17 protein-coding genes are annotated in these 19960 nt (G+C 72.3%); 8 read left to right on the top strand and 9 right to left on the bottom strand.

Annotation, left to right across the window (positions count from 1 at the left end; all coding sequences use genetic code 11):
• Nucleotides 1-25: 25 nt before the first annotated feature.
• The 4 genes from ACI3EY_RS01670 to ACI3EY_RS01655 form a co-directional block, all read right to left on the bottom strand.
• Complete coding sequence (locus tag ACI3EY_RS01670) at nucleotides 26-853, bottom strand: carbohydrate ABC transporter permease (protein ID WP_405038550.1); 828 nt, start codon at nucleotides 851-853, stop codon at nucleotides 26-28.
• 3 nt (nucleotides 854-856) lie between these two features.
• On the bottom strand, nucleotides 857-1801 hold the full coding sequence (locus ACI3EY_RS01665) for a carbohydrate ABC transporter permease (RefSeq protein WP_405038549.1): 945 nt from the start codon (nucleotides 1799-1801) through the stop codon (nucleotides 857-859).
• Between the two features lie 4 nt (nucleotides 1802-1805).
• Nucleotides 1806-3095 carry a sugar ABC transporter substrate-binding protein gene (locus ACI3EY_RS01660; protein WP_405038548.1) on the bottom strand — a complete coding sequence of 430 codons (1290 nt, stop codon included), beginning with the start codon at nucleotides 3093-3095 and terminating at the stop codon, nucleotides 1806-1808.
• A gap of 135 nt (nucleotides 3096-3230) precedes the next feature.
• Nucleotides 3231-4238 (bottom strand): LacI family DNA-binding transcriptional regulator, encoded by a 1008-nt coding sequence (locus ACI3EY_RS01655; protein ID WP_405038547.1) that lies wholly within the window; start codon nucleotides 4236-4238, stop codon nucleotides 3231-3233.
• A gap of 166 nt (nucleotides 4239-4404) precedes the next feature.
• Here ACI3EY_RS01655 and ACI3EY_RS01650 point away from each other — a divergent pair, with 166 nt between their 5' ends.
• The 7 genes from ACI3EY_RS01650 to ACI3EY_RS01620 are packed head-to-tail and all read left to right on the top strand — an operon-like array spanning nucleotide 4405 to nucleotide 13234.
• Nucleotides 4405-7827 (top strand): GH36-type glycosyl hydrolase domain-containing protein, encoded by a 3423-nt coding sequence (locus ACI3EY_RS01650; RefSeq protein WP_405039195.1) that lies wholly within the window; start codon nucleotides 4405-4407, stop codon nucleotides 7825-7827.
• Nucleotides 7824-10262: a beta-galactosidase gene (locus ACI3EY_RS01645; RefSeq protein ID WP_405039194.1), complete on the top strand. Its 2439-nt coding sequence runs from the start codon at nucleotides 7824-7826 to the stop codon at nucleotides 10260-10262. Before ACI3EY_RS01650 ends, ACI3EY_RS01645 begins: the two co-directional genes overlap by 4 nt.
• 32 nt (nucleotides 10263-10294) lie before the next feature.
• On the top strand, nucleotides 10295-11332 hold the full coding sequence (locus ACI3EY_RS01640; RefSeq protein ID WP_405038544.1) for a hypothetical protein: 1038 nt from the start codon (nucleotides 10295-10297) through the stop codon (nucleotides 11330-11332).
• On the top strand, nucleotides 11329-11667 hold the full coding sequence (locus ACI3EY_RS01635; protein WP_405039193.1) for a hypothetical protein: 339 nt from the start codon (nucleotides 11329-11331) through the stop codon (nucleotides 11665-11667). Before ACI3EY_RS01640 ends, ACI3EY_RS01635 begins: the two co-directional genes overlap by 4 nt.
• A complete protein-coding gene (locus ACI3EY_RS01630) occupies nucleotides 11654-12133 on the top strand; it encodes a hypothetical protein (protein ID WP_405038541.1) in 480 nt (159 codons plus the stop codon). The genes ACI3EY_RS01635 and ACI3EY_RS01630 overlap by 14 nt, the downstream gene beginning before the upstream one ends.
• Entirely contained in the window at nucleotides 12126-12920 is a 795-nt protein-coding gene (locus ACI3EY_RS01625) for a hypothetical protein (protein WP_405039192.1), read from the top strand. Before ACI3EY_RS01630 ends, ACI3EY_RS01625 begins: the two co-directional genes overlap by 8 nt.
• On the top strand, nucleotides 12917-13234 hold the full coding sequence (locus tag ACI3EY_RS01620; RefSeq protein ID WP_405038539.1) for a hypothetical protein: 318 nt from the start codon (nucleotides 12917-12919) through the stop codon (nucleotides 13232-13234). Before ACI3EY_RS01625 ends, ACI3EY_RS01620 begins: the two co-directional genes overlap by 4 nt.
• A gap of 9 nt (nucleotides 13235-13243) precedes the next feature.
• Here the strand turns inward: ACI3EY_RS01620 and ACI3EY_RS01615 are convergent, their stop codons facing one another.
• The 4 genes from ACI3EY_RS01615 to ACI3EY_RS01600 form a co-directional block, all read right to left on the bottom strand.
• Complete coding sequence (locus ACI3EY_RS01615) at nucleotides 13244-14764, bottom strand: long-chain-fatty-acid--CoA ligase (protein WP_405039191.1); 1521 nt, start codon at nucleotides 14762-14764, stop codon at nucleotides 13244-13246.
• A 213-nt stretch (nucleotides 14765-14977) separates the two neighbouring features.
• Nucleotides 14978-15553 carry a sugar O-acetyltransferase gene (locus tag ACI3EY_RS01610; protein WP_405039190.1) on the bottom strand — a complete coding sequence of 192 codons (576 nt, stop codon included), beginning with the start codon at nucleotides 15551-15553 and terminating at the stop codon, nucleotides 14978-14980.
• Nucleotides 15554-15557: 4 nt separating this feature from the next.
• Complete coding sequence (locus ACI3EY_RS01605) at nucleotides 15558-15911, bottom strand: cyclophilin-like fold protein (RefSeq protein ID WP_405039189.1); 354 nt, start codon at nucleotides 15909-15911, stop codon at nucleotides 15558-15560.
• 143 nt (nucleotides 15912-16054) lie between these two features.
• Nucleotides 16055-17074 (bottom strand): zinc-dependent alcohol dehydrogenase family protein, encoded by a 1020-nt coding sequence (locus ACI3EY_RS01600; protein WP_405039188.1) that lies wholly within the window; start codon nucleotides 17072-17074, stop codon nucleotides 16055-16057.
• A 158-nt stretch (nucleotides 17075-17232) separates the two neighbouring features.
• On the opposite strand from ACI3EY_RS01600, the gene ACI3EY_RS01595 reads away from it, so the two are divergent.
• Nucleotides 17233-18114, top strand: coding sequence for a helix-turn-helix transcriptional regulator (locus tag ACI3EY_RS01595; RefSeq protein ID WP_405039187.1), 882 nt, complete (start codon nucleotides 17233-17235; stop codon nucleotides 18112-18114).
• 18 nt (nucleotides 18115-18132) lie between these two features.
• Here ACI3EY_RS01595 and ACI3EY_RS01590 read toward each other — a convergent pair whose 3' ends face one another.
• On the bottom strand, nucleotides 18133-19911 hold the full coding sequence (locus tag ACI3EY_RS01590) for a choice-of-anchor I family protein (protein WP_405039186.1): 1779 nt from the start codon (nucleotides 19909-19911) through the stop codon (nucleotides 18133-18135).
• Nucleotides 19912-19960 lie beyond the last annotated feature (49 nt).

Below are 19960 nucleotides of genomic sequence, written 5' to 3'. Positions count from 1 at the left end.
GACTGCTCCTTCGAGGGGTTGCGGGTCACTTGATCCCGGTCGTGGCGATCCCTTGGATGAACCGCCGCTGGAAGATGAGGAAGACGACGAGCACCGGCAGCACCACGACCGTGGCACCGGCCATCAGCAGGCCGTACTGCGTCTCGTTCTGGCCGGTGGAGTAGAGCGCGAGCGCCACCGGCAGCGTGTAGGTGTCGTTGTTCTGGGCGACCACCAGCGGCCAGAGGAAGTTGTTCCAGCTGCCGAGGAAGGTGAGGATGCCCAGGGTGGCCAGCGCCGGGGAGAGCAGCGGCAGGATGATCTGGCCGAAGATGCGCATCTCGCCGGCCCCGTCGATCCGGGCCGCCTCGACCAGGTCCCGGGGCAGGCCCAGGATGAACTGGCGCATCAGGAAGACCCCGAACGGGCTGACCAGGAACGGCAGGAAGAGCCCCGGCAGGGTGTCGACCAGGCCCATGTTGGCGACCAGCACGAAGAGCGGCACGAAGGTGACCACGCCGGGGATCATCAGGGTGCCCAGGATGAGGCCGAAGATGATCTTCTTGCCGCGGAACTTCAGCATGGCGAGGGCATACCCCACCATCGAGCAGAAGAAGAGGTTCCCCGCCGTGACGACCACCGCCACGATCGTGGAGTTCATGAAGTAGGTGCCGAAGGAGAGCCGGCTGAAGAGCCCGGCGAAGTTGTCCAGGGTGGGGTTCTCCGGCCACCAGGTGGGGGGCACCTGGCGCAGCTCGGCGCTGGTCTTGAACGAGCCGAGCACCATCCAGACGAAGGGGGTGACGACGAGTACCAGCGCCACCGTGAGGACGGCGTAGAGCCACCAGCGGCTCGCGCGGCTGCCACGGACCACGGCTCAGTCCTCCTTGTCCGAGAGGAAGCGGAACTGGATGAGGGTGACGATCGCGATGACCACGAAGATCAGGTAGCTGAGCGCGGCGGCATACCCGTAGTTGCCGAAGCTGAACTGCTGGTAGGTGAACATCGAGGCCGAGATCGTGCTGTTCAGCGGGCCGCCCTGGGTCATCACGAAGGGCTCCTCGAAGAACTGCAGGTAGCCGATGGCGGTGGTCACCGAGACGAAGAGGATGGTCGGGCGCAGGATCGGGACGGTGACGTTGCGGAAGCGCTGCCAGGCGTTCGCGCCGTCGATCGCGGCCGCCTCGTGCAGCTGCTGCGGCACCGCCTGCAGCCCGGCCAGGAAGATGATCATCGCGGTGCCGAAGTTGCGCCAGACGGCCATCGCGATGAGCGAGGGCATCGCCCAGGTGGTCGAACCGAGCCAGTTGGGGCCGTCGATCCCGACCCAGGCCAGCACCGTGTTGACCAGCCCGCTGTCGGGGTGCAGCAGGAACCGCCAGACCACGGCCACCGCGACGATCGAGGTGATCACCGGGGTGTAGAAGCCCAGCCGGAAGACCGACCGGAACCGGGTGATGCCCCCGTTCAGGGCGACCGCGGCGGCGAGCGCCACGGTCAGCGTGAGCGGCACGCCCACCAGCACGAAGTAGGCCGTGTTGATCGCGGCCTGCCGGAAGACCGGGTCGCCGAACGCCTTCGCGTACTGCTCGAAGGCGACGAAGTCGACGGCGAACGGGGTGCGCAGGTCGCGGTTGCGGATGTCGGTGAAGGAGAAGAACACCGACTGCAGCACCGGCCAGGCGGTGAACACCAGGAACAGCAGCAGGAACGGCAGCGTCAGCAGCCAGCCCGCCCGCTCCTCGCGGCCCGCCCCGGGGGCCCGGGAGGCCTTCACGGCCCCCCGGTCCCCGGTGGGACGACGCACGCTGCGGGTGGTCATCGTCCTACTGCCCCGTGCCGATCGACTCGGCCTGCGACTGCGCGGCCTGCAGCGCCTCCGCCCCGGACAGGCCCTGCTTGGCGACCTTCTCCATCTCGGCGTCGAAGGCGGCGGCGACCTGCTCCCAGCTCATGAACGAGGGCGGTGCCATGGCCGTCTCCAGCTGCTCGCCGAACTCGGCGAGCCGGGTGTCCTCGGTCAGCGTCGGGTCCTCCCAGGCGGACTGCACCGAGGGCAGCGCGCTGGTCATCTCGTACCACTGCACCTGGGTCTCCGGCTGGGTCAGCCAGTCCACCAGCAGCCAGGCCGCGTCGCGGTGCTCGGTGTCGGCGAAGACACCGAGGTTGGAGCCGCCGATGAACGAGTTCACCTCACCGCCCTCGCCGGCCGGCAGCGGCGCCACGTCGTAGCTCGAGGCGAAGTCCTCCTCGCCCTCACCGGCGGCGAAGTCCTCCAGGATGCTCATCATCCAGGGACCGGAGATGAACATCGGCACCTCGCCCCCGACGAAGTCCGCCTCCACCTGGCCCTCGGGCGGGTTGGCGTCGGAGATCTCGTCGGTGAAGAAGCTGCCGAAGTAGTCGACCGCCTCCACCATCTCGGGGGTGTCCAGGGTGTAGGCGTCCTCGGTGGCGATCTCGGCGCCGTTGGACCAGCCGAAGGGCACCACGGTCTGCCAGGAGCCGGTCTGGCCGGGCTGCAGGCTGATGCCCCACTCGACACCGTCCTGCTGCTGCAGCGCGGCCGCCATCTCCTTGAAGCCCGCCTGGTCGGTGGGCACCTCGTCGTAGCCGGCCTGCTCCGCGATGTCGGTGCGGTAGTAGACCATCCGGGTCTCCACGTACCAGGGGACGCCGTAGGAGGTGCCATCCACCTCGGTGGTCCCCTGGGCGCCCTCGAAGAAGGTGCTGCCGTCGATGAGCTCGGGGGTGGGGTCGAGGGCGTCCATCCCGGCGAACTCGCCCATCCAGGTGGTGCCGATCATCGCCACGTCCGGAGTGGTCCCGGCGGTGATCGAGTTCACGAACTTGTCGTGCGCGCTGTCCCAGGGGACCGGGGTGACGCTCACGGTGATGTCCGGGTACTGGCTCTCGAACTCCTCCACGAGCCCGGGCAGGGCCTCCCCCTCGGCACCCATCGCCCAGACCTCCAGGTCGCCGGAGGCGTCCTCGGTGGAGACGTCCTCCCCGACGACGGCCTCGCCGCCGGAGTCCCCGGCACCGTCATCTCGTCCGCAGCCGGTCAGGGCCAGGGCACCGGTCGTCAACGCGACCAGCAGGGTGGTACGTCGCATGGGTCACTCCTCGTCTCGTCGCCGGTGGGGCCGGCCCCGAGACCGGGGCCCGGTATGCCACTCACCGCGTCGTAAGCGCTTACATCAGGTTGATCGGACGATACACCCACCCGCCGGTCGGCACAAGGGAGCAGGTCAGGGGCACCCGCAGGACTGCCGGATCACCGGCTGGGTGGGCAACCGGTGGTGCTGCGGCTCGGACGAGCGGTCCGCGAGCAGGGCCCGCATCCGCACCGCCACCTCGCGACCCAGCGCCCGCACCGGCTGGCTCACCGTGGTCAGCCCGGGGGTGACGTAGCGGGCCGCCATCACGTCGTCCCAGCCGGTGACGGCGACCTGCGCGGGCACCGCCACCCCGCCCTCGATCAGGCAGGTCATCACCGACAGCGCGAGCTCGTCGTTGGCGCAGACCAGACCGTCGGCCTGCAACCCTCCCTCGAGCAGCAGCCGGGCAACCCGGGGCCCGTCCTCCTCCCGGAAGCTGGCGGGGACCGGGTCGGCCGCCACCAGACCGGCGGCCTCGTGCGCGGCGACGAAACCGGCATACCGCTCCCGGACGTCGTCGGAGGCGTCGGTGGACCCGACGAACCGCAGCCGACGGCGCCCGTGCTCGGCCAGCAGGTGGGTGGTCAGCGACTCGGCGCTGTGCACGTTCTCGGTGCTGAAGCTCTCGACCGACTCCTCGTGGGTGTTCGCCAGCCCGAGCACCGGGATCTTGCGGCGGACCGCGGCCACCGTGCTCTCCCCGATCTGCACCCCGCCCATCAGCACGATCCCGTCGACCCGGCCGGCGAGCCGCCGCACCAGCAGGTCCACCGCCTCCTTGCCCTCGGTGAGCAGCAGGACGACGCTGTCGCCGCCCTCGGCGGCACCCTGCTCGTAGCCGGTGAGCAGGTCCGCGTAGTAGGGACCGCCCAGCTCGGGCAGCACCAGCCCGTGCGCCTCGTGCGACTTCACCGCCAGCGAGCGGGCCGCCCCGTCCGGGACGTAGTTGAGCTCCTCGACGGCCTGCAGCACCTTGGCCCGGGTCGCCGGTCGGACCTGGTCGGGCAGCCGCAGCACCCGGGAGACCGTGGCGATCGAGACCTGGGCCCGCTCCGCGACCGAGTAGATCGTCGGGCGACCGGTGCCGTCCTCAGCCATCGCGCTTCCCTTTCTCGAGCCGTTGCCCACCGCACCGGGCGCACCGGGCGCACCGGGCGCACCGGCTGACCCTCGGGCGCGCGGTCCGTACGGTACCCGTCGAGCATCGGGCCGCGCGGGCCCTTTCCTTTGCATCGCCGCTCGTAAGCGCTTACTTTGTCGTGTCATGACGTCCTTGGCAACAGCAGACACGCAGCGCGGCCAAGCAGTAGTCAGCCTGCGGACCACCAGGACCGGGGCGCTGACCCAGGTGCGGGCGCACGGTCGGTCGCTGCTGCTGCACCCCGCGTCCGAGCTCGAGGACGGGGCCGCCGGGTGGTGGCTGCGGCGCCGTGGGGGTCCCGCCCCGGAACCGGTCCCGCTGTCCGGGACCGCGTCCACGGGTGGTCACGTGGAGCCGACCGAGGGCGGGGTATGCCGCTCGGGCCGGGACCGGGAGCTGTCCTGGCGGTGGGCGCTGCGCACCACCGAGGACGGCTGGACCTGGACGGTGGTGGTCACCAACCACGGGTCGGCGGAGGTCGAGCTGGACCTGGTGCAGGTGCAGGACCTCGCGCTGGCCGACCCCGGTGCGGTCCGGGGCAGCGCGCTCTACGTCAGCCAGTACCTGGACGTCACGCCGGTCGACGTGGGCGCGGGCGGCACCGCGCTGGCGGTCCGGCAGAACATGCCCGGCGAGCGCGTGCCGTGGGCGCTGACCGGGTGCCTCACCGGCGCCGACCGGTGGGCCAGCGACCTGCTCCAGCTCACCGGTCGGGGGCTGGTGGAGGGGGCGCCCTGGCCCGGGCTGCGCCAGGAGCTGCCCGCGCGGCGGCTGCAGCACGAGCACACGGTGACGGCGCTGCAGAGCCGGCCGCTGCGGGTGGCGCCCGGGGCGAGCGTGACCAGCGGCTTCTTCGTCGTGCTCCGCGCCGACCACCCCGAGCCGTCGGGGCCGGCCGACGCCGCGCTGGCTGCGGGTGCGCTGGCGGAGGGGGTGCTGAGCCGGCCGCCGGGGGCCGTCGAGGTCCCCGGCCAAACTGTTGGAACCGACGCGCCATCGGTACCGGCACCGCCGGGGCGCAGCGTCTTCGCGGCCGACCGGCCCGGGGTGGCGACCCGGGCGCTCACCGACGCCGAGCTCACCCGGGAGGTAGGTGACGTCCGGCACCACGTCGATGAGGTGGACGGGACGCCGGCGAGCTGGTTCACCGGCGCCGGCGAGCACGTCGTCACCCAGGGCAAGCAGGCCGCCGTGCTGCGCCCGCACGGGCAGATCCTGCGCACCGGTGACCGGTTGCTGCCGGACGAGCGCGACGTGACCAGCACCGTCTGGATGGACGGGTCCGTGTGCTCTCAGCTCGCCCAGGGCCACGTCGAGCGAGGGACGGTGCTGTCCCGGCGGCGCAGCTACCTGGGGCTGGACCGGGCGCACGGGCTGCGGCTCCTCGTCGACGACGGGCAGGGCTGGACCCTGCTGGGCACGCCGTCGCTGTGGTCCAGCGGCCCGGACCGGGCCACCTGGTGGTATGCCCGGGACGAGCGGGTGCTGCGCGTCACCGCGCACGCCCCGCCCGACGCTGCGGGGGTCACCGTGCAGGTGGACACCGTCGCCGGTGACCCTGTCCCGGTGCTGGTGGCCCTCGGGCTGGACTGGTGCGGGGCCCCCGGGCAGGTAGGGCCGGTGGACCGGGTCGACGCCGACCGGGTACGGGTCGGTGCGCCGGCCGGCAGCGATGCGGCCCGCCGCGACCCGGACGCCGCGCTGGACCTGCGCTGGAGCCCCGGCGCGCTCGGGGACGTCCGCGATGACGGGGCCCTCTTCGACGACGGCCTCTCCCGCGGCGAGCCCTGGGTGGGCGCGGTCGTCGAGGCGTTGCCCGCGTGGGCCCTGCAGCTGCAACCGCGGCTGGCGAGGCCGCCCGTGCAGACCGCCGCCACCACGTCCGCCCCGGTGGCCCTCATCGACCACGTCGACTTCTGGTCCGACCTGCGCGGCCGCCTCGACCTGGCCGCCGGCACCAGCACCAGCGCAGCCAGTGCCGCGCGGGTATCCGCCCTGGCGCAGACCGTGCCCTGGATGACCCACGACGCCCTCGTGCACTACCTGTCGCCGCGGGGCCTCGAGCAGCACACCGGCGGAGCCTGGGGCACCCGGGACGTGTCCCAGGGCCCCGTCGGGCTGCTCGGCTCGCTCGGCGCGCACGACTCCTGGCGCGCGCTGCTGCTGCTGGTGCTGGGCGCGCAGCGCGGGCGCGGGGACTGGCCGCAGGCCTTCGACTTCCTGCCGGGGCACCGCAGCGCGGAGGGTCTCGGGGAGCCGCACGGGGACGTCGTGTACTGGCCGCTGCTGGCGATGGGCCAGTACCTGCTGGCCACCGACGACACCGGCCTGCTCGACGAGCCGGTCCCGTTCGCCGACGACACCGACGGCACCGACGGGGCGGCCGTCACCGTGCGGGACCACCTGGACCGGGCCGTCACCGCGATCGAGGACACGCTGATCGACGGCACCGCGCTCCCCGTCTACGGGCACGGGGACTGGAACGACTCGCTGCAGCCCGCCGACCCCGCGCTCGCCCGGCGGATGGTCTCCACCTGGACGGTGGTGCTCCAGGCGCACGCGCTGGGGACGCTCGCCGAGGGCCTGGGCGAGGCCTCCCCGACCCTCGCCGCACGCTGCCGCGACGTGGCCGACCGGGGGGTGGCCGACCTTCGCCGGCACCTGCTCGTCGACGGCGTCCTGGCCGGGTATGCCCTGCGCGAGGACGACGGCACCTTCACCCCGCTCATCCATCCTCGCGACGCCCGGACCGGGCTGACCTACTCGCTGCTGCCGCTCATCCACGCGCTCAGCGGCGACCTGTTCACCCCCGAGGAGGCGCAGGCGCATACCCGGATCGTGCGGGAGCACCTGAGCGGCCCGGACGGTGCGCGGCTCTTCGACCGGCCGGTGGCCTACCACGGGGGACCGATGGAGGTCTTCCAGCGGGCGGAGGCGAGCACCTTCTTCGGTCGGGAGATCGGGATCATGTACGTGCACGCGCACCTGCGCTGGGCCCAGGCGCTGGCCCGGCTCGGCGAGGGCGCGGAGCTGCTGCACGCGCTCTCCCAGGTCAACCCGGTGGGCCTGGCCGAGGTGGTGCCGCAGGCCCGGCCCCGGCAGGCCAACACCTACTTCTCCTCCTCCGACGCGGCGGTCGCCGACCGGGCCGACGCCGCCGAGCGCTACCCGGAGGTGGTGGCCGGGGGCATACCGCTGGAGAGCGGGTGGCGGGTCTACTCCTCCGGGCCCGGGCTCTTCCTGGAGGTGCTGACCCAGCACCTGCTCGGGGTGCGGGCGCACGGCGCGACCGTCCAGCTGGACCCGGTCCTCGACCCGTCGCTGGGCAGCGTGCAGGCGACCGTGCACCTGCTCGGTCGCCCCCGCCGGCTGCAGGTGGTGAGCGGACCCCGCGGGCACGGCCCGGTCCGGGTCCGGGTGGGCGGGGTGGAGATCGCCACCACCCGCCTGCAGAACCCCTACCGCACCGCCGGGGTCGAGGTGGGGGCCGACGACCTGCGCGCGGCGTTGGCCGACGACGACGTGCTGGAGGTGGAGCTCGGATGAGCAGCGTGCAGATCAGCCGCCGACGGATCCTGGTGGACGGGGAGCCGAGCCTGGTGATGGCCGGGGAGGTGCACTACTTCCGGCTGCCGCGCCAGGAGTGGGCGGCCCGGCTCGACCTGCTCGTCGAGGTCGGCTGCACCTGTGTCGCCTCCTACATCCCTTGGCTCTGGCACGAGCTGCCGGACGGCACCCTGGACGTCACCGGCCGCACCCGCCCCGAGCGGGACGTCGGCGCGTTCATCGACCTGGCCGCCGAGCGGGGGCTGACGTTCCTGGCCCGGCCGGGCCCGTTCGTGATGGCCGAGCTGAAGAACGAGGGTCTGCCCTACCGGCTCTACCGGGAGCACCCGGAGATCGTCCCGGTCGGCTGGGACGGGCAGCCGGCGCCCACCGCAACCGTGGACTACCTGGCTCCGGCCTTCCTGCGTGAGGTCGAGCGGTGGTACGACGCGATCCTGCCGGTGCTGGCCGCCCGGAGCGCCACCCGCGGCGGCCCGGTGCTGGGGGTCCAGCTGGACAACGAGGTGGGGATGCTCGCGTGGGTGTCCAACTCCCCGGACCTCACCGACCACCTGGTCGACGACCTGCGCCGGTGGCTGCGCGAGCGACCTGCTGGGTCGACGCACGAACGGGGTGCACAGGAAGCACTGGTCGGGGTCCTGGACGGGGATCCGCAGCGGTGGCGCGACACCGTCCGCACCCCGCCGGAGGAGCTGGCCGCCGACCTGCGCGTCGACCTGGGGCTCTTCATGCGGGACCGGTTCGCCCGCTACCTGGACACCCTGGCCCTGCAGGTCCGCGCGTCCGGGCTGGACGGGCTGCCGCTGTTCGTCAACATCCACGGCACCGAGGGCGGCAACGGGGTGCCCTTCGCGATCGGCGTCAGCCAGCTCTACCGCAGCTACGCGGGTATGCCCGGGCTGGTCGCGGGGTCGGACCACTACCTGGGTGAGATGGGCAGGGACGCCACCACCGACATCCACTTCGTCAACGCGGTGATGGAGGCGGTCAACGGAGCCGACCAGCCGTTGACGTCGCTGGAGTTCGAGGCCGGGACCGGCGACTACGACGCCGGGCTGGAGCGCCTCTACGACGGGTCCACCGTCGACCTCAAGGTGCGGCTCCACCTCGCGCAGGGGAACCGGCTGATCAACTACTACCTGCTCGCCGGCGGCCTCAACCCCCGGCTGGACGAGCCGGTGGGCGACGGCAACGACCGGATCTCCTTCACCGGTCGGCGGCACGGCACCGCGGCCCCGATCGGGCCGGAGGGTCAGCGCGGGGTGACCTTCTCCGCGACCCGCGAGGTGACCAGGGCCGCCCGGCTGCACGCCCGCTGGCTCGCCGACCACGACGAGGAGCGGGACGACGTCGCGGTCGCCTTCTGGCCGGACGCCTTCCTCACCGAGTACACCCACCCCGGCTCCGCAGCGGTGCGCGAGATCGTCCGCGACCTCGAGGTGCACCGCGGCCCGGGACCGCGCAAGGCGCTGTGGCGCTCGTGGCTGTTCGACGGGTGGCGCTTCGGAGCGGTCGACGTCTCCGACCCGACCAGCGAGGCGCCGAGGGTGCTGGGCCTGGCCTGCGGGGAGGTGCTGGACGGGGACGTGCAGACCCGGTTGGTCGAGCACGTCCACGGCGGAGGGTCGCTGCTGCTGCTCGGCCCGGTGCCCACCCGGGACACCCGGGGCCGGTCCTGCACCGTGCTCGGGGATGCCCTGGGGGTGCGCGGCGGCCGGCGGGAGGTCGCCGACCCGCGCCGCCACCACCCCTCGGTGCGGGGTACCGGTCCGTTGGCTGACTGGACGGAGATGCGGGTCGGTTGGTGGCAGGAGCTGACGGGCCCGGAGGGCGCGGTCCCGCTGGTCGAGTCCCTGGACGGCACGGTCTGCGGGCTGGGTGTCCGGCACGGGGCCGGTCGGACGGTGGTGCTGGCGGCGGAGGTGCCCGGCAGCCCGCAGCTGTTCACCCCGGTGACGGAGTGGCTGGGGGCGCAGCGCGGCACGGCCCTGTCCACGGACGTACCCGGCGTGGTGGCCACCACCTCGGCGACCCCGGACGGACAGCGGATGCTGCACCTGCTCAACCCCACGGCATACCCGGCGACGGTCCGGCTCACCCCCGGTGACCCGACGGGCCTGCTGGACGCGCCATTGGATATGCCCGCCCGCACCGGGGTGATCCTGGCGCTGGGCCTGGACCTGCCGTGCGGGCTGCGGCTGGAGTCCGCGAACGCCGAGCTGACGGACCTGACCGAGGACGCGCTGGAGGTCGGCGCTGGACTCGGCGCGACCACCGAGCTGTGGCTCTCCGGCGAGGCCGGGACGGTGCGCTGCGCCGACGACGCGGTGCAGGTGAGCCGCGACGACGGGCGCTGGCACGTGGTGGCGCCGGACCGTCGGCCGGTGCGGTTGACCGCGGGTCCCGTGACCTAGCATCGTCCTCGGAGATCTGAGGGAGGACGGGGATGACGGTTCAGATCGACCCTGACGGGGTCATCGCGATGTCCGGGGCGACCCTCGGGGTGGGCACCACCCTCGGCGGGATCGGCGACGACATCACGCTGCAGGTCGAACGGGTGGACCAGTGGGTGGACGGCCCACCGACCGCACGGTCCAGGACGGCGACCATGGCCGAGGAGCTGGCCATGCTCGGTGGCGCCGCACGGGAGCACGCCGTCCACTACGTCGACCACGAGCGTCCCCTGTCCGAGCTCCGTGAGCTCGGCTACTGGCTCCCCGACTTCGGCAACCTGCTGCCGCACGAGGACCGGACCGTCACCGAGAACATCGAGAGCATCGCGCGCAGCGACGAGTTCGGCGCGCTCCCGCTGGGGATGTCGCAGGCCCTGCTCGAGCGGTACCGCAACTTCCGGCTCTACGTGCCCAAGGTCGACGTCCGCAGTGCCAGCGGGGCGATCAGCGAACTGACCAGCCTCATCTCCACCGCCGATGACGTGCACCAGGGGCAGAGCTTCATCCGGCGTCCCAGCGGACTTCTGGTCCCCCAGGGCAGCACGGCCGACCCGCGCGTGCCGAGGATCACCTCGCTGGCCGACGACGCGGCGTACCGGCCCGGGCCGAACGTCACCACGAGCCCGACCCTGGGCCGACCCCCGACATGGGCCCGGACCGGGGGACGTGTCCTCGGTGTGGCCGGTGCCGGGTTGACGCTGTACGACTCGTTCGCGGGGCAGTGGGAGCACGACCAGCAGTACCACCCCGAGTACAGCACCGGGCAGCGCGTGGCCTCAGCCGGCTACTCGGCCGCCACCGAGGGCGGAGGGGCGATCGCCGGAGGACTGGTCGGCGCCAAGCTCGGTGCGGTCGCCGGCAGCTTCATCCCGATCCCGGTGGTGGGCACCGTCGGCGGGGCCCTGATCGGGGGTGCCATCGGGGCCTTCGTCGGGTCCAAGGCCGGCAAGGCCGTGGGCACCGCCCTGAAGGAGGCCGGCAGCGCCGTCGCCGACGGGGCCAAGAAGGCCTGGGACTCGCTGTTCGGATGACCGTGCCCACGACGCTCTTCTCCTGGCCCCTGCTGATCGTCAGCAGCGGGCTGGTCGGGCTGGGGCTGGTGACCTGGGTCGGCCTGTTCCGGCCCATGGTGCTGCGCGCGTGGCCCAGCCCCACCCTGCACCTCTCGCCGCTCTACCTCGGCGCGGCCGGGCTGCTGACCTCCCTCGCCCCGCTGGCCCCGCGAGCGCTGGGGATGGTCATGCTCGTCCTCGCCCTCCCCTTGTTCGCCCTCGGGGTGCTGGCGGTGGTGTGGCTCCCCGGACCCCTGCAACCCCGCTGGCTGCGCGAGGCCCCACCCTGGAAGGACCCGTATGCCCACCCCTGACCTGACCGTGCACCTGCAGCCGCCCGACGGCTGGGTCCCGATCCCCCAGGAGCCCGACGACGAGGGCACCGTGCTGCTCGCGCTGGCCCCCGGTGAGTGGTCCGAGGAGCTCGGGCTGCGGCCCAGCATCGTGGTCGGTCTCGGCGCACCGACCGAGGGCAGCATCCGGTCGGTGGCGACCGAGACGGCAGCCACCTTCGTGGCGCTCGGTGGGCACCGCGTCGTCTCCTGGGACCTGTGGACCGACGAGGACGGGCGCCGCCTGCTGGTGACCTACCCGGCCGGGGACGCCCTGGTGTGCGCCACCACCTGGCTCCGGCTGGAGGGCGCTCGCCCCCTCTCGGTGACGGCCACCGTCGACGCGGACCGGTACCTGCGGGTCATGCCGCTCATCAACGCCGCCGTCGACACCCTCCAGGTCGACAGCAGCGACACCCGCGACACCACGGAGGACGGGGATGCCTGAACCACGGATCGACGAGCACTGGCAGGCTCAGGGAGAGACGCTGGAGGACCTCGGTCGCCTGCACGACGCGCAGCCCTGGCAGCCGCAGGGGTTGCCGTTGTCCCGGTCGGCGTTCGCCGCCTTCGCCTCCGCCGGCGGCGGGCGGCTGCGCGGGCCGCGGGTCAAGGACGCCGACGCCGTCCGGGGGCTGACCGCGGCCTGCCTGGTGGACGGGAGCGGGCGGTTGACCCCCGATGGTGAGACCACGCATACCGTGCTGCGCTCGGCGGACCGTCGGATCCGGGTCGAGTCCGTCGCCGGTGGAGTGCCGGGCACCTACGAGGCGGCCCGCCTGCAGGGGACGGTGGTGGTGTGGGCCACCGACTCCCCCCAGCGGTCGGCGGGGGACCCGTCGACGGGCCGGGAGGCGCTCGCCACCGCAACCTCCGGGACGCTGATGTGGTTCCCGACCATGCAGCTCGCCGGTGACCTTGCCGGCTGGCTCCAGGTAGGCCCTTCCTGGCCGATGGTGGTCGCGCCGGTGAGCCTCACCGAGGAGCTGGTCACGGCCCGTTCCGACGATCCGACCGTGCCGCCGCCGGCGAACGCCGACGACAACCTGCGCGCGGTCTGGGCAGAGCCCTGGTTCACCTGGACGCTGGGGACCGACACCGGGCACCAGCTGGCCGGGATCCACGCCGGACGGCACGGCCACCTGCGGCTGGTCGCCGAGGGAGACCGGCTGCAGCTGCACCCGTGGCCGGCGGAGACGCTGTTCTCGATGCTGGTGGGGGTGAGCCTGCTGTGACGACACCGGCGCAGAAGCGGGCCAGGGCCGAGGAACTGCGCGAGGTAGCCCGCACGATCAGCACCAAGGCGTGGCAGCTCGACGACGACCTCGACACCCTGCTGGAGCGCTACCCGCACCGCAGTGACGGTGTGTGGTGGGGGCCTTCGGCCACCGACTTCTACGAGGGCGTGCGGCAGGTGCGCACGGACGCAAGGACGCTCCGCCAGGACGTGCTCGACTACGCGGCCCGGTGCCGGACCCGCGCCACCGAGCTGGACGAGGAGGCCGACGTCCAGGAGGCGGAGCTGGCCGAGGAGGACGGCCAGCGGTGAGCCTGCGCCCTAGGCGTCACCCCGTTCGCGCAGCTCCCGCTTGAGGATCTTGCCGGTGGCGCCCTTGGGCAGCTCGTCGATGAGGTGGACGGTGCGCGGGTACTTGTAGGGCGCCACCTGCGAGCGGACGTGCTCGATCAGCTCCTCGGGGGTGGCGCTCGCGTCCGGCGCGAGGACGACGTAGGCCGTGACCTCCTCCCCGAGCTCGGCGTGCGGCACCCCCAGCACCGCTGCCTCGGCGACGGCCGGGTGCTCGTAGAGCAGCTCCTCGATCTCGCGCGGGTAGATGTTGAGCCCGCCGCGGATGATCATGTCCTTGGTGCGGTCGACGATGTAGTAGTAGCCCTCCTCGTCGCGCCGGGCCAGGTCGCCGGAGCGGAACCAGCCGTCGCTGTCGATGGCCTCGGCGGTCGGGTCGGGTCGCTGCCAGTAGCCCTTCATGATGTTCTCGCCGCGGATGCAGATCTCGCCGATGGCCTCCGGGTCGTCCCCGACGTCCTGGCCGTCGGCACCGGCGAGGCGCATCTCGACCCCGCGGATGGGGGTGCCGATGGAGCCGGGCTTGCGTTCGGCGTCGGGGTGGTTGAAGGAGGCGACCGGGGAGGTCTCGGACAGGCCGTAGCCCTCGAGGATGGTGGCGCCGAAGGTCTCCTCGAAGCGGCGCATGACCTCCAGCGGCAGGCTGGCCCCGCCGGAGATGGCGGTCCGCAGGGTGGACAGGTCCGGCGGCGTCTGCGCGGCACCGGCGGCGGCGAGCATGGCGCCGTACATCGTCGGGACGCCCGCGAAGACCGTGACCCGGTCGCGCTCGATGACCTGCAGCGCCTTGGCCGGGTCGAAGCGGGGGATCATCGTCAGGGCGGCACCGACGGCGACAGCCGTGTTCATCCCGCAGGTCATCCCGAAGACGTGGAAGAGCGGCAGGCATCCCATGACGACGTCGTTCTCGTCCAGGTGCAGCAGGGTCTCGGTGGTGGCGCGCTGGTTGCTCTGCAGGTTGTCGCAGGTCAGCTCGGCGCCCTTCGGGCGACCCGTGGTGCCGGAGGTGTAGAGGATGACCGCGGTGTCCGCGCCGTCCCGCTCGACGATCTCCTCGACCGGGTCGACCGCGTCGTCGCCGTGCACGTAGGAGCTGAGGCCGTCGGGTCCGATCGGCAGCACCCGCGCCCCGGCCGCCTGGGCCGCCACCTCGACGTCCTCCCCGGGCATCGCCGCGATCAGCGAGGCGCCGGAGTCCTCCAGGTAGAACTGGATCTCGCGCTTGCGGAAGAGCGGGTTCATCGGGACGACCACCGCGCCCAGCCGGAGCGTGGCGTAGTAGAGGACCGGGAAGCTCGGCACGTTCGGCAGCATGAGCGCGACCCGGTCACCGGCACCGATCCCCTGGGCCCGCAGCCACCCGGCGAGCCGGCGCACCGAGTGCTCGAGGTCGCTGTAGGGCAGGACGACGTCGTCCAGGATCACCGCCGGACGGTCCGGGTGCCGTTCGGCGGTCTCGGCGAGGTTGGCGGCAAGGTTCGCAGTGGTCATCGTTGACTCCTGGTCGGCACGGGGGGCGTCTCGGACTACCCAGCCTGCCACGGGGGTGCCGGGCGCGCGAAAGGTGCGCGGGAGGTATGCCGGGCATACCGGCTGGTCAGCGACCGGGCGAGCGTCGTGCGCCGACCGGGCGAGCGTCGTGCGCCGACCGGGCGAGCGCTGTGCACCGCGCGACGCCCGCGCGCCCCTCCCAGGGCCAGCAGACTAGGCCCGGAACCCGGTCTCCCGGATCAGCCGGGCCGGGACCCCGGCGACGATGGTGTCGGCCGCGACGTCCTTCGTGACGACCGAGCCCGCGCCGATGATGGCGCCGTCACCGATCGAGACGCCCGGGACGACCGTCACCCCGGCGCCGAGCCATACGTGGCGACCGATCGTGACGGGTGCGGGGTGCATGTCGGCGCGTCGCTCGGGGTCGAGGACGTGGTTGAGGGTGGTCAGGGTGCTGCCGTGGCCGATCAGGGTGCCGTCCCCGATGGTGATGCCACCGGTGTCCTGGAAGCTGCAACCCATGTTGATGAAGACGTCGTTGCCGAGGGACAGGTTCTTGCCGAACTCGGTGTAGAACGGTGGGAAGACCGTGACGGACTCGTGCACCGCCCGCCCGGTGAGGCGGGTCATCAGGGCGCGGATCTCGTCAGGCGTGCGGTATCCGGTGTTGATCTGCGCGACGGTACGCAAGGCGTCCTGGGCGGCGTCCTGCATGAAGCGGTGCTGCTCGGAACCTCCGGCGATGAGCGCGCCGGTGCGGATGTGCTCGAGGAAGTCCTTCAGCTCCACGGACTCACACCTCCTCGACGGTGGCCGTGACCGGACCATCGATCTCCGCGATCCGCGCCGACGCGCCGCCGTCCATCCGGCCGAGGACGACGATGCCGGGGAAGTACCCCTGGTCGCCGTAGTAGAGGACCAGATCGCCGCCGGGTGCGTAGTAGCCCAGGTCTCCGACGTCCGGGTCGGCACCGTCGGGCTGCCCGTCCAGGGAGAGCGCGGACGGCAGCCGACCTGTCTTCTCCACACCGCCGTGGTCGACCATGTCGACCGTGACGGGCAGCTGAGCGACCAGGTCACGGGTCGCGGCACTGTCGTCGAGCGTGGCGGTGAAGCGGTCGTCGCCGATCGTGATCGAGATCGTCATGTCGTGCTCCTTGGTGTCCGGCGGACCGGCCTGGTCAGCCTCGTCGAGGAGTGGACCCCGGGCGGCGCAGCCCGTGAGGAGGACTCCGGCCAGTGAACCGACCCCGACGGTGAGGATGGTGGTGCCGGATGCGGGCATGAGGCTCACAGCGTGAGCAGGACCTTGGTGGCGGTGCGCTGGTCCATCGCCCGGTAGCCCTCGGCGGCCTGCTCGAGGGGAAGGGTCAGGTCGAAGACCTTGCCGGGGTCGATCGTGCGGTCCCAGATGAGCTGGATCAGCTCGGGCAGGAACCGTCGGACCGGAGCGGGTCCGCCATGCAGGTGCACGCCGGCCATGAACAGTGCGTCGCCGGGGATGGCGACGTCGTGGGAGACACCGACGAACCCGACATGCCCGCCGGGACGGGCCGACCCGATGGCCTGCATCATCGCCTCTTGGGTGCCGACCGCCTCGATGACCGAGTGCGCGCCGAGCCCGCCGGTGAGCTCCCTGACCCGGGCGACACCTTCGTCCCCGCGCTCCTCGACCACGTCCGTGGCACCGAACTCGCGGGCAAGGGCCTGCCGGTCCGCGTGCCGGCTGACCGCGATGATGCGCTCGGCACCCAACTGCTTGGCTGCGAGGACACCGAGGAGGCCGACCGCACCGTCACCGACGACAGCGACCGTCGTGCCCGGTCCGGCCTGGGCCGCGACGGCGGCGAACCAACCGGTGCCCAGCACGTCGGAGGCGGCCAGCAGGGAAGGGATCATGCCCGGTTCGGGCATCCCCGGGGTGGCGACCAGGGTGCCATCGGCCAGCGGGATACGCGCCAGCTCCGACTGGGTGCCGATGGTGCCCATCAGGACACGGTGCACGCAGTAGGCCTGGTAGCCGGCCCGGCAGATCTCGCAGGTGTCGTCGGACGCCCAGAACGAGCCGACGACGAAGTCACCGACCTTCACGGTCCGTACCTCGGAGCCGACCATTTCGACCACACCGACGTACTCGTGCCCCATGACCTGGTGCTCGACCGGTTCGGCACCGCGGTAGGGCCACAGGTCGCTGCCGCAGATGCAGGTCGCCGACAGCCGGATGACGGCGTCGGTGGGTTCGATGATCCTGGGGTCCTCGCGGTCCTCGACCCGTACGTCCCCGGGAGCGTGCATGACAACCTGTCGCATGGAGGTGCAGCCTCTCTCTCGTCCGACTGCGGGCTGCTGCCCGCACTCCTCCAGTGAACCCGTCCGGCAGGGCATGAGGGAGTCCCTGCGAAGGGGTGCACTGACAGGGCACCCTTCACGCGAGCGGCGACGGTATGTCTCGGCATACGCTCGAGGACGTGGACAACCGTCACGAGGTGAGCGAGTTCCTGACCACCCGTCGCGCCCGCATCACGCCCGACCAGGTAGGTCTGCCGACGAGCGGTGCCCGTCGCGTGCCCGGGCTGCGCCGCAGCGAGGTCGCCACTCTCGCCGGGCTGAGCGTCGAGTACTACGCGCGGCTCGAGCGTGGACAGATCGGCGGCGCCTCCTCCGGCGTCCTGGAAGCGCTCGCCCGAGCCCTGCAGCTCGACGACACCGAACGCGCCCACCTGTTCGACCTGGCCAGAGCCGCGGACGGTATGCCCACCTCAGGTCGACCCCGACGCCGAGCACAGTCCAAGGCAGCCTCACGCCACAGCCTGCAGTGGGCGTTGGAGTCCATGACCGGCGCCGTCGCGTTCGTGCGCGACCCCCACCAGAACCTGCTGGCCACCAACGCCCTGGGACGAGCGTTCTACTCCCCGGTCATCGGCGACAGCGGGCGCACCCCCAACCTTGCCCGCTTCCAGTTCCTGGACCCCACCTCCCGCGACTTCTACCCCGACTGGGACCTGTTCGCCCGGATGTGCGTCGGCATCATGCGGACCGAGGCCGGCCGCGACCCCCACGACCGCGGCCTGCAGGACCTCGTCGGCGAGCTGTCCACCCGCAGCGAGACCTTCCGGCAGCTGTGGGCCGACCATGACGTCCGCGCCCATGGAGCCGGCACCAAACGGTTCCACCACCCGGTGGTCGGTGAGCTCACGCTCGTCTACGAGGAGCTGGCCATCACCGCCGAACCCGGGCTGGCCCTCCTCGTCTACACCGCCGAGCCCGGCTCACCGTCGGCCGAGGGGCTGCGCCTGCTCGCGTCCTGGGCGGCGTCGCAGCCGACCCCGGCCGTCACCGAGACGTCGTGACACCGGGGTCTCCACGCCTCAGCGCAGTTCGCTGACCTCGAAGAACGTGGTCGTGCCGGACACCTCGTTGCCCACGATCACCAGCGGCGACCCGGTCGGCGACTGTGCGGCCGGGACGAAGGCCAGGCCCTCGGCGCCGAGGTCACCCGCGGCAGCCAGCGCCGCGTCGACGTCCTCGGAGTCCTCGACGGAGACCGAGAAGTCCCGGTTGTTGACGTAGGTGACGAAGGACGCGTCCGTCGGGTCGGTCACGTCGTAGACCATCACCCCGCCGATGCGCTCCAGGCCGATGAAGGCGTAGGTCCGGCCGTCGACCTCGCCGAGGACGACGCCCTCGGGCTCGGGGCCCTTGTCGTCGGAACGGCCCTCGAGGTTCGTCTCGGAGTGGTTGGAGTTGAAGTACTCCGGGACCGCCTCGGCGATGACCTCCTCGAACTCGGAACCGGAGTCGAAGACCACGGTGCCCTCGCCGTCGACGATCGAGAAGCCGCGGGTGCCGTAGGTGAACAGCTCGGCGTAGCAGCCGGCGTCCTCGTCGAGGCCCTGGGCCAGGGTGACCGTGAGACGACCGAGGTTCTCGTCCGCCTGCAGCTCCTCCACGCTCATCCCTGCCTGGGCGGCGACGCCGTCGCAGACGGGAGGGATGCCGTCCTCGCCCAGGTCCTTGACCCGCGCCTCCTCGGAGTAGGCGTCGTAGTCACGGGCGTCGCCCTCGTTGGCGGTCACGAGGTAGTCGGTGCCGCGCACCCGGTAGGAGTCGATGGCGTCGGGCAGTCGGAAGCCCTGGACCGGCCACGTCCCGAGAGCGATCCCGCCGTCGCGGTCGGACGGATCGAAGGCGACGTCCCGGCGGTCCACCGTCCCCGGGGGCAGGAGGTCGGTGACGGTCGCGCTGCGGACGTCGACGACGGCCAGCGCGTTGGCCTCCTGCAGGGACACCCACGCGGTGCGACCGTTGTCGGAGACGGTGACGTACTCCGGCTCGAGGTTCTCCGAGACGGGCCGGTCGGGTATGCCGGTACCTGCGTCCTCCCGTCCGCCGAAGACGCGGACCCCCTCGGGCAGGTCCTTGCCCTCGAACGCGTGGAAGTCGGCGGTGCCCACCTTGTCCTGAGTGACCGCACGGGACCCGTGCTGGGCCGATCGGCCGCGGTCGTCCACCTGCTTGGGCAGCTCCACGACGGAGACCGTGCCCTCCGGGTCGAGGCTGTAGTCATCCGTCGGCTCGCCCTCGTTCGCGACGACGGCGCGGTCCCCGCGGGGCGTCAGGGTGACCATGTCGGGCAGGGCACCGACCCGGTATGCCCCCAGGATCTCCGGCTCCTCCTGCCGTACGTCCACGGCGAGGAGCCAGCCGTCGTCGGTCTTCTCCGGCGCCTCCAGGGCGACCACGGCCAGGCCGTCGGGACGCACGGCCACCGAGTTGGCCACCGTCCCCTCGGGCACCACCGACCCGTCGGCGGCCTCGACACCGACCGCCGAGATCTCCGAGACCTTGACCGGGGTGGTCGGGTCAGCGGCGTCCAGCACGTCGACGGTGCCGCTCTGCGCATTCACCACGAGCGTGCGCTGACCGGCGGCGTACCAGGCGACGATCTCGGCGGCGGACTCGTCGAACACGCCGGTCTCGTAGCTGCCGATCGGGTCGAGGGTGAAGGCGGCGTCGTCCGCGGAGTGGCGGACGGGCTCGGCCACCACAGCGGCGACGGCCGGGCTGGCGGCCAATCCCAGGGCGCAGGAGACGACGAGCGCCGAGCGGACGGTGCGGGAGCGGAGGGTACGGAGATTCGGGGTCACCGCCAGGACGCTAGGAAGCGTGGGCAGCCACCGGATGACACCAGGGTGA

This window comes from Serinicoccus shuyuelongi, from assembly GCF_045032955.1.
In the GTDB taxonomy this organism is placed as follows: domain Bacteria; phylum Actinomycetota; class Actinomycetes; order Actinomycetales; family Dermatophilaceae; genus Ornithinicoccus.
The sequence above is the reverse complement of the archived record's forward strand: the minus strand, read 5'-3'. Positions and strand labels throughout refer to the sequence as shown.

Excerpts from the sequence above, each read along its gene's own strand:
- ACI3EY_RS01665 (WP_405038549.1), bottom strand. The coding sequence starts at position 1,801 with ATGACCACCCGCAGCGTGCGTCGTCCCACCGGGGACCGGGGGGCCGTG.
- ACI3EY_RS01660 (WP_405038548.1), bottom strand. The coding sequence starts at position 3,095 with ATGCGACGTACCACCCTGCTGGTCGCGTTGACGACCGGTGCCCTGGCC.
- ACI3EY_RS01655 (WP_405038547.1), bottom strand. The coding sequence starts at position 4,238 with ATGGCTGAGGACGGCACCGGTCGCCCGACGATCTACTCGGTCGCGGAG.
- ACI3EY_RS01650 (WP_405039195.1), top strand. The coding sequence starts at position 4,405 with ATGACGTCCTTGGCAACAGCAGACACGCAGCGCGGCCAAGCAGTAGTC.
- ACI3EY_RS01645 (WP_405039194.1), top strand. The coding sequence starts at position 7,824 with ATGAGCAGCGTGCAGATCAGCCGCCGACGGATCCTGGTGGACGGGGAG.
- ACI3EY_RS01640 (WP_405038544.1), top strand. The coding sequence starts at position 10,295 with ATGACGGTTCAGATCGACCCTGACGGGGTCATCGCGATGTCCGGGGCG.
- ACI3EY_RS01635 (WP_405039193.1), top strand. The coding sequence starts at position 11,329 with ATGACCGTGCCCACGACGCTCTTCTCCTGGCCCCTGCTGATCGTCAGC.
- ACI3EY_RS01630 (WP_405038541.1), top strand. The coding sequence starts at position 11,654 with ATGCCCACCCCTGACCTGACCGTGCACCTGCAGCCGCCCGACGGCTGG.
- ACI3EY_RS01625 (WP_405039192.1), top strand. The coding sequence starts at position 12,126 with ATGCCTGAACCACGGATCGACGAGCACTGGCAGGCTCAGGGAGAGACG.
- ACI3EY_RS01615 (WP_405039191.1), bottom strand. The coding sequence starts at position 14,764 with ATGACCACTGCGAACCTTGCCGCCAACCTCGCCGAGACCGCCGAACGG.
- ACI3EY_RS01605 (WP_405039189.1), bottom strand. The coding sequence starts at position 15,911 with ATGACGATCTCGATCACGATCGGCGACGACCGCTTCACCGCCACGCTC.
- ACI3EY_RS01600 (WP_405039188.1), bottom strand. The coding sequence starts at position 17,074 with ATGCGACAGGTTGTCATGCACGCTCCCGGGGACGTACGGGTCGAGGAC.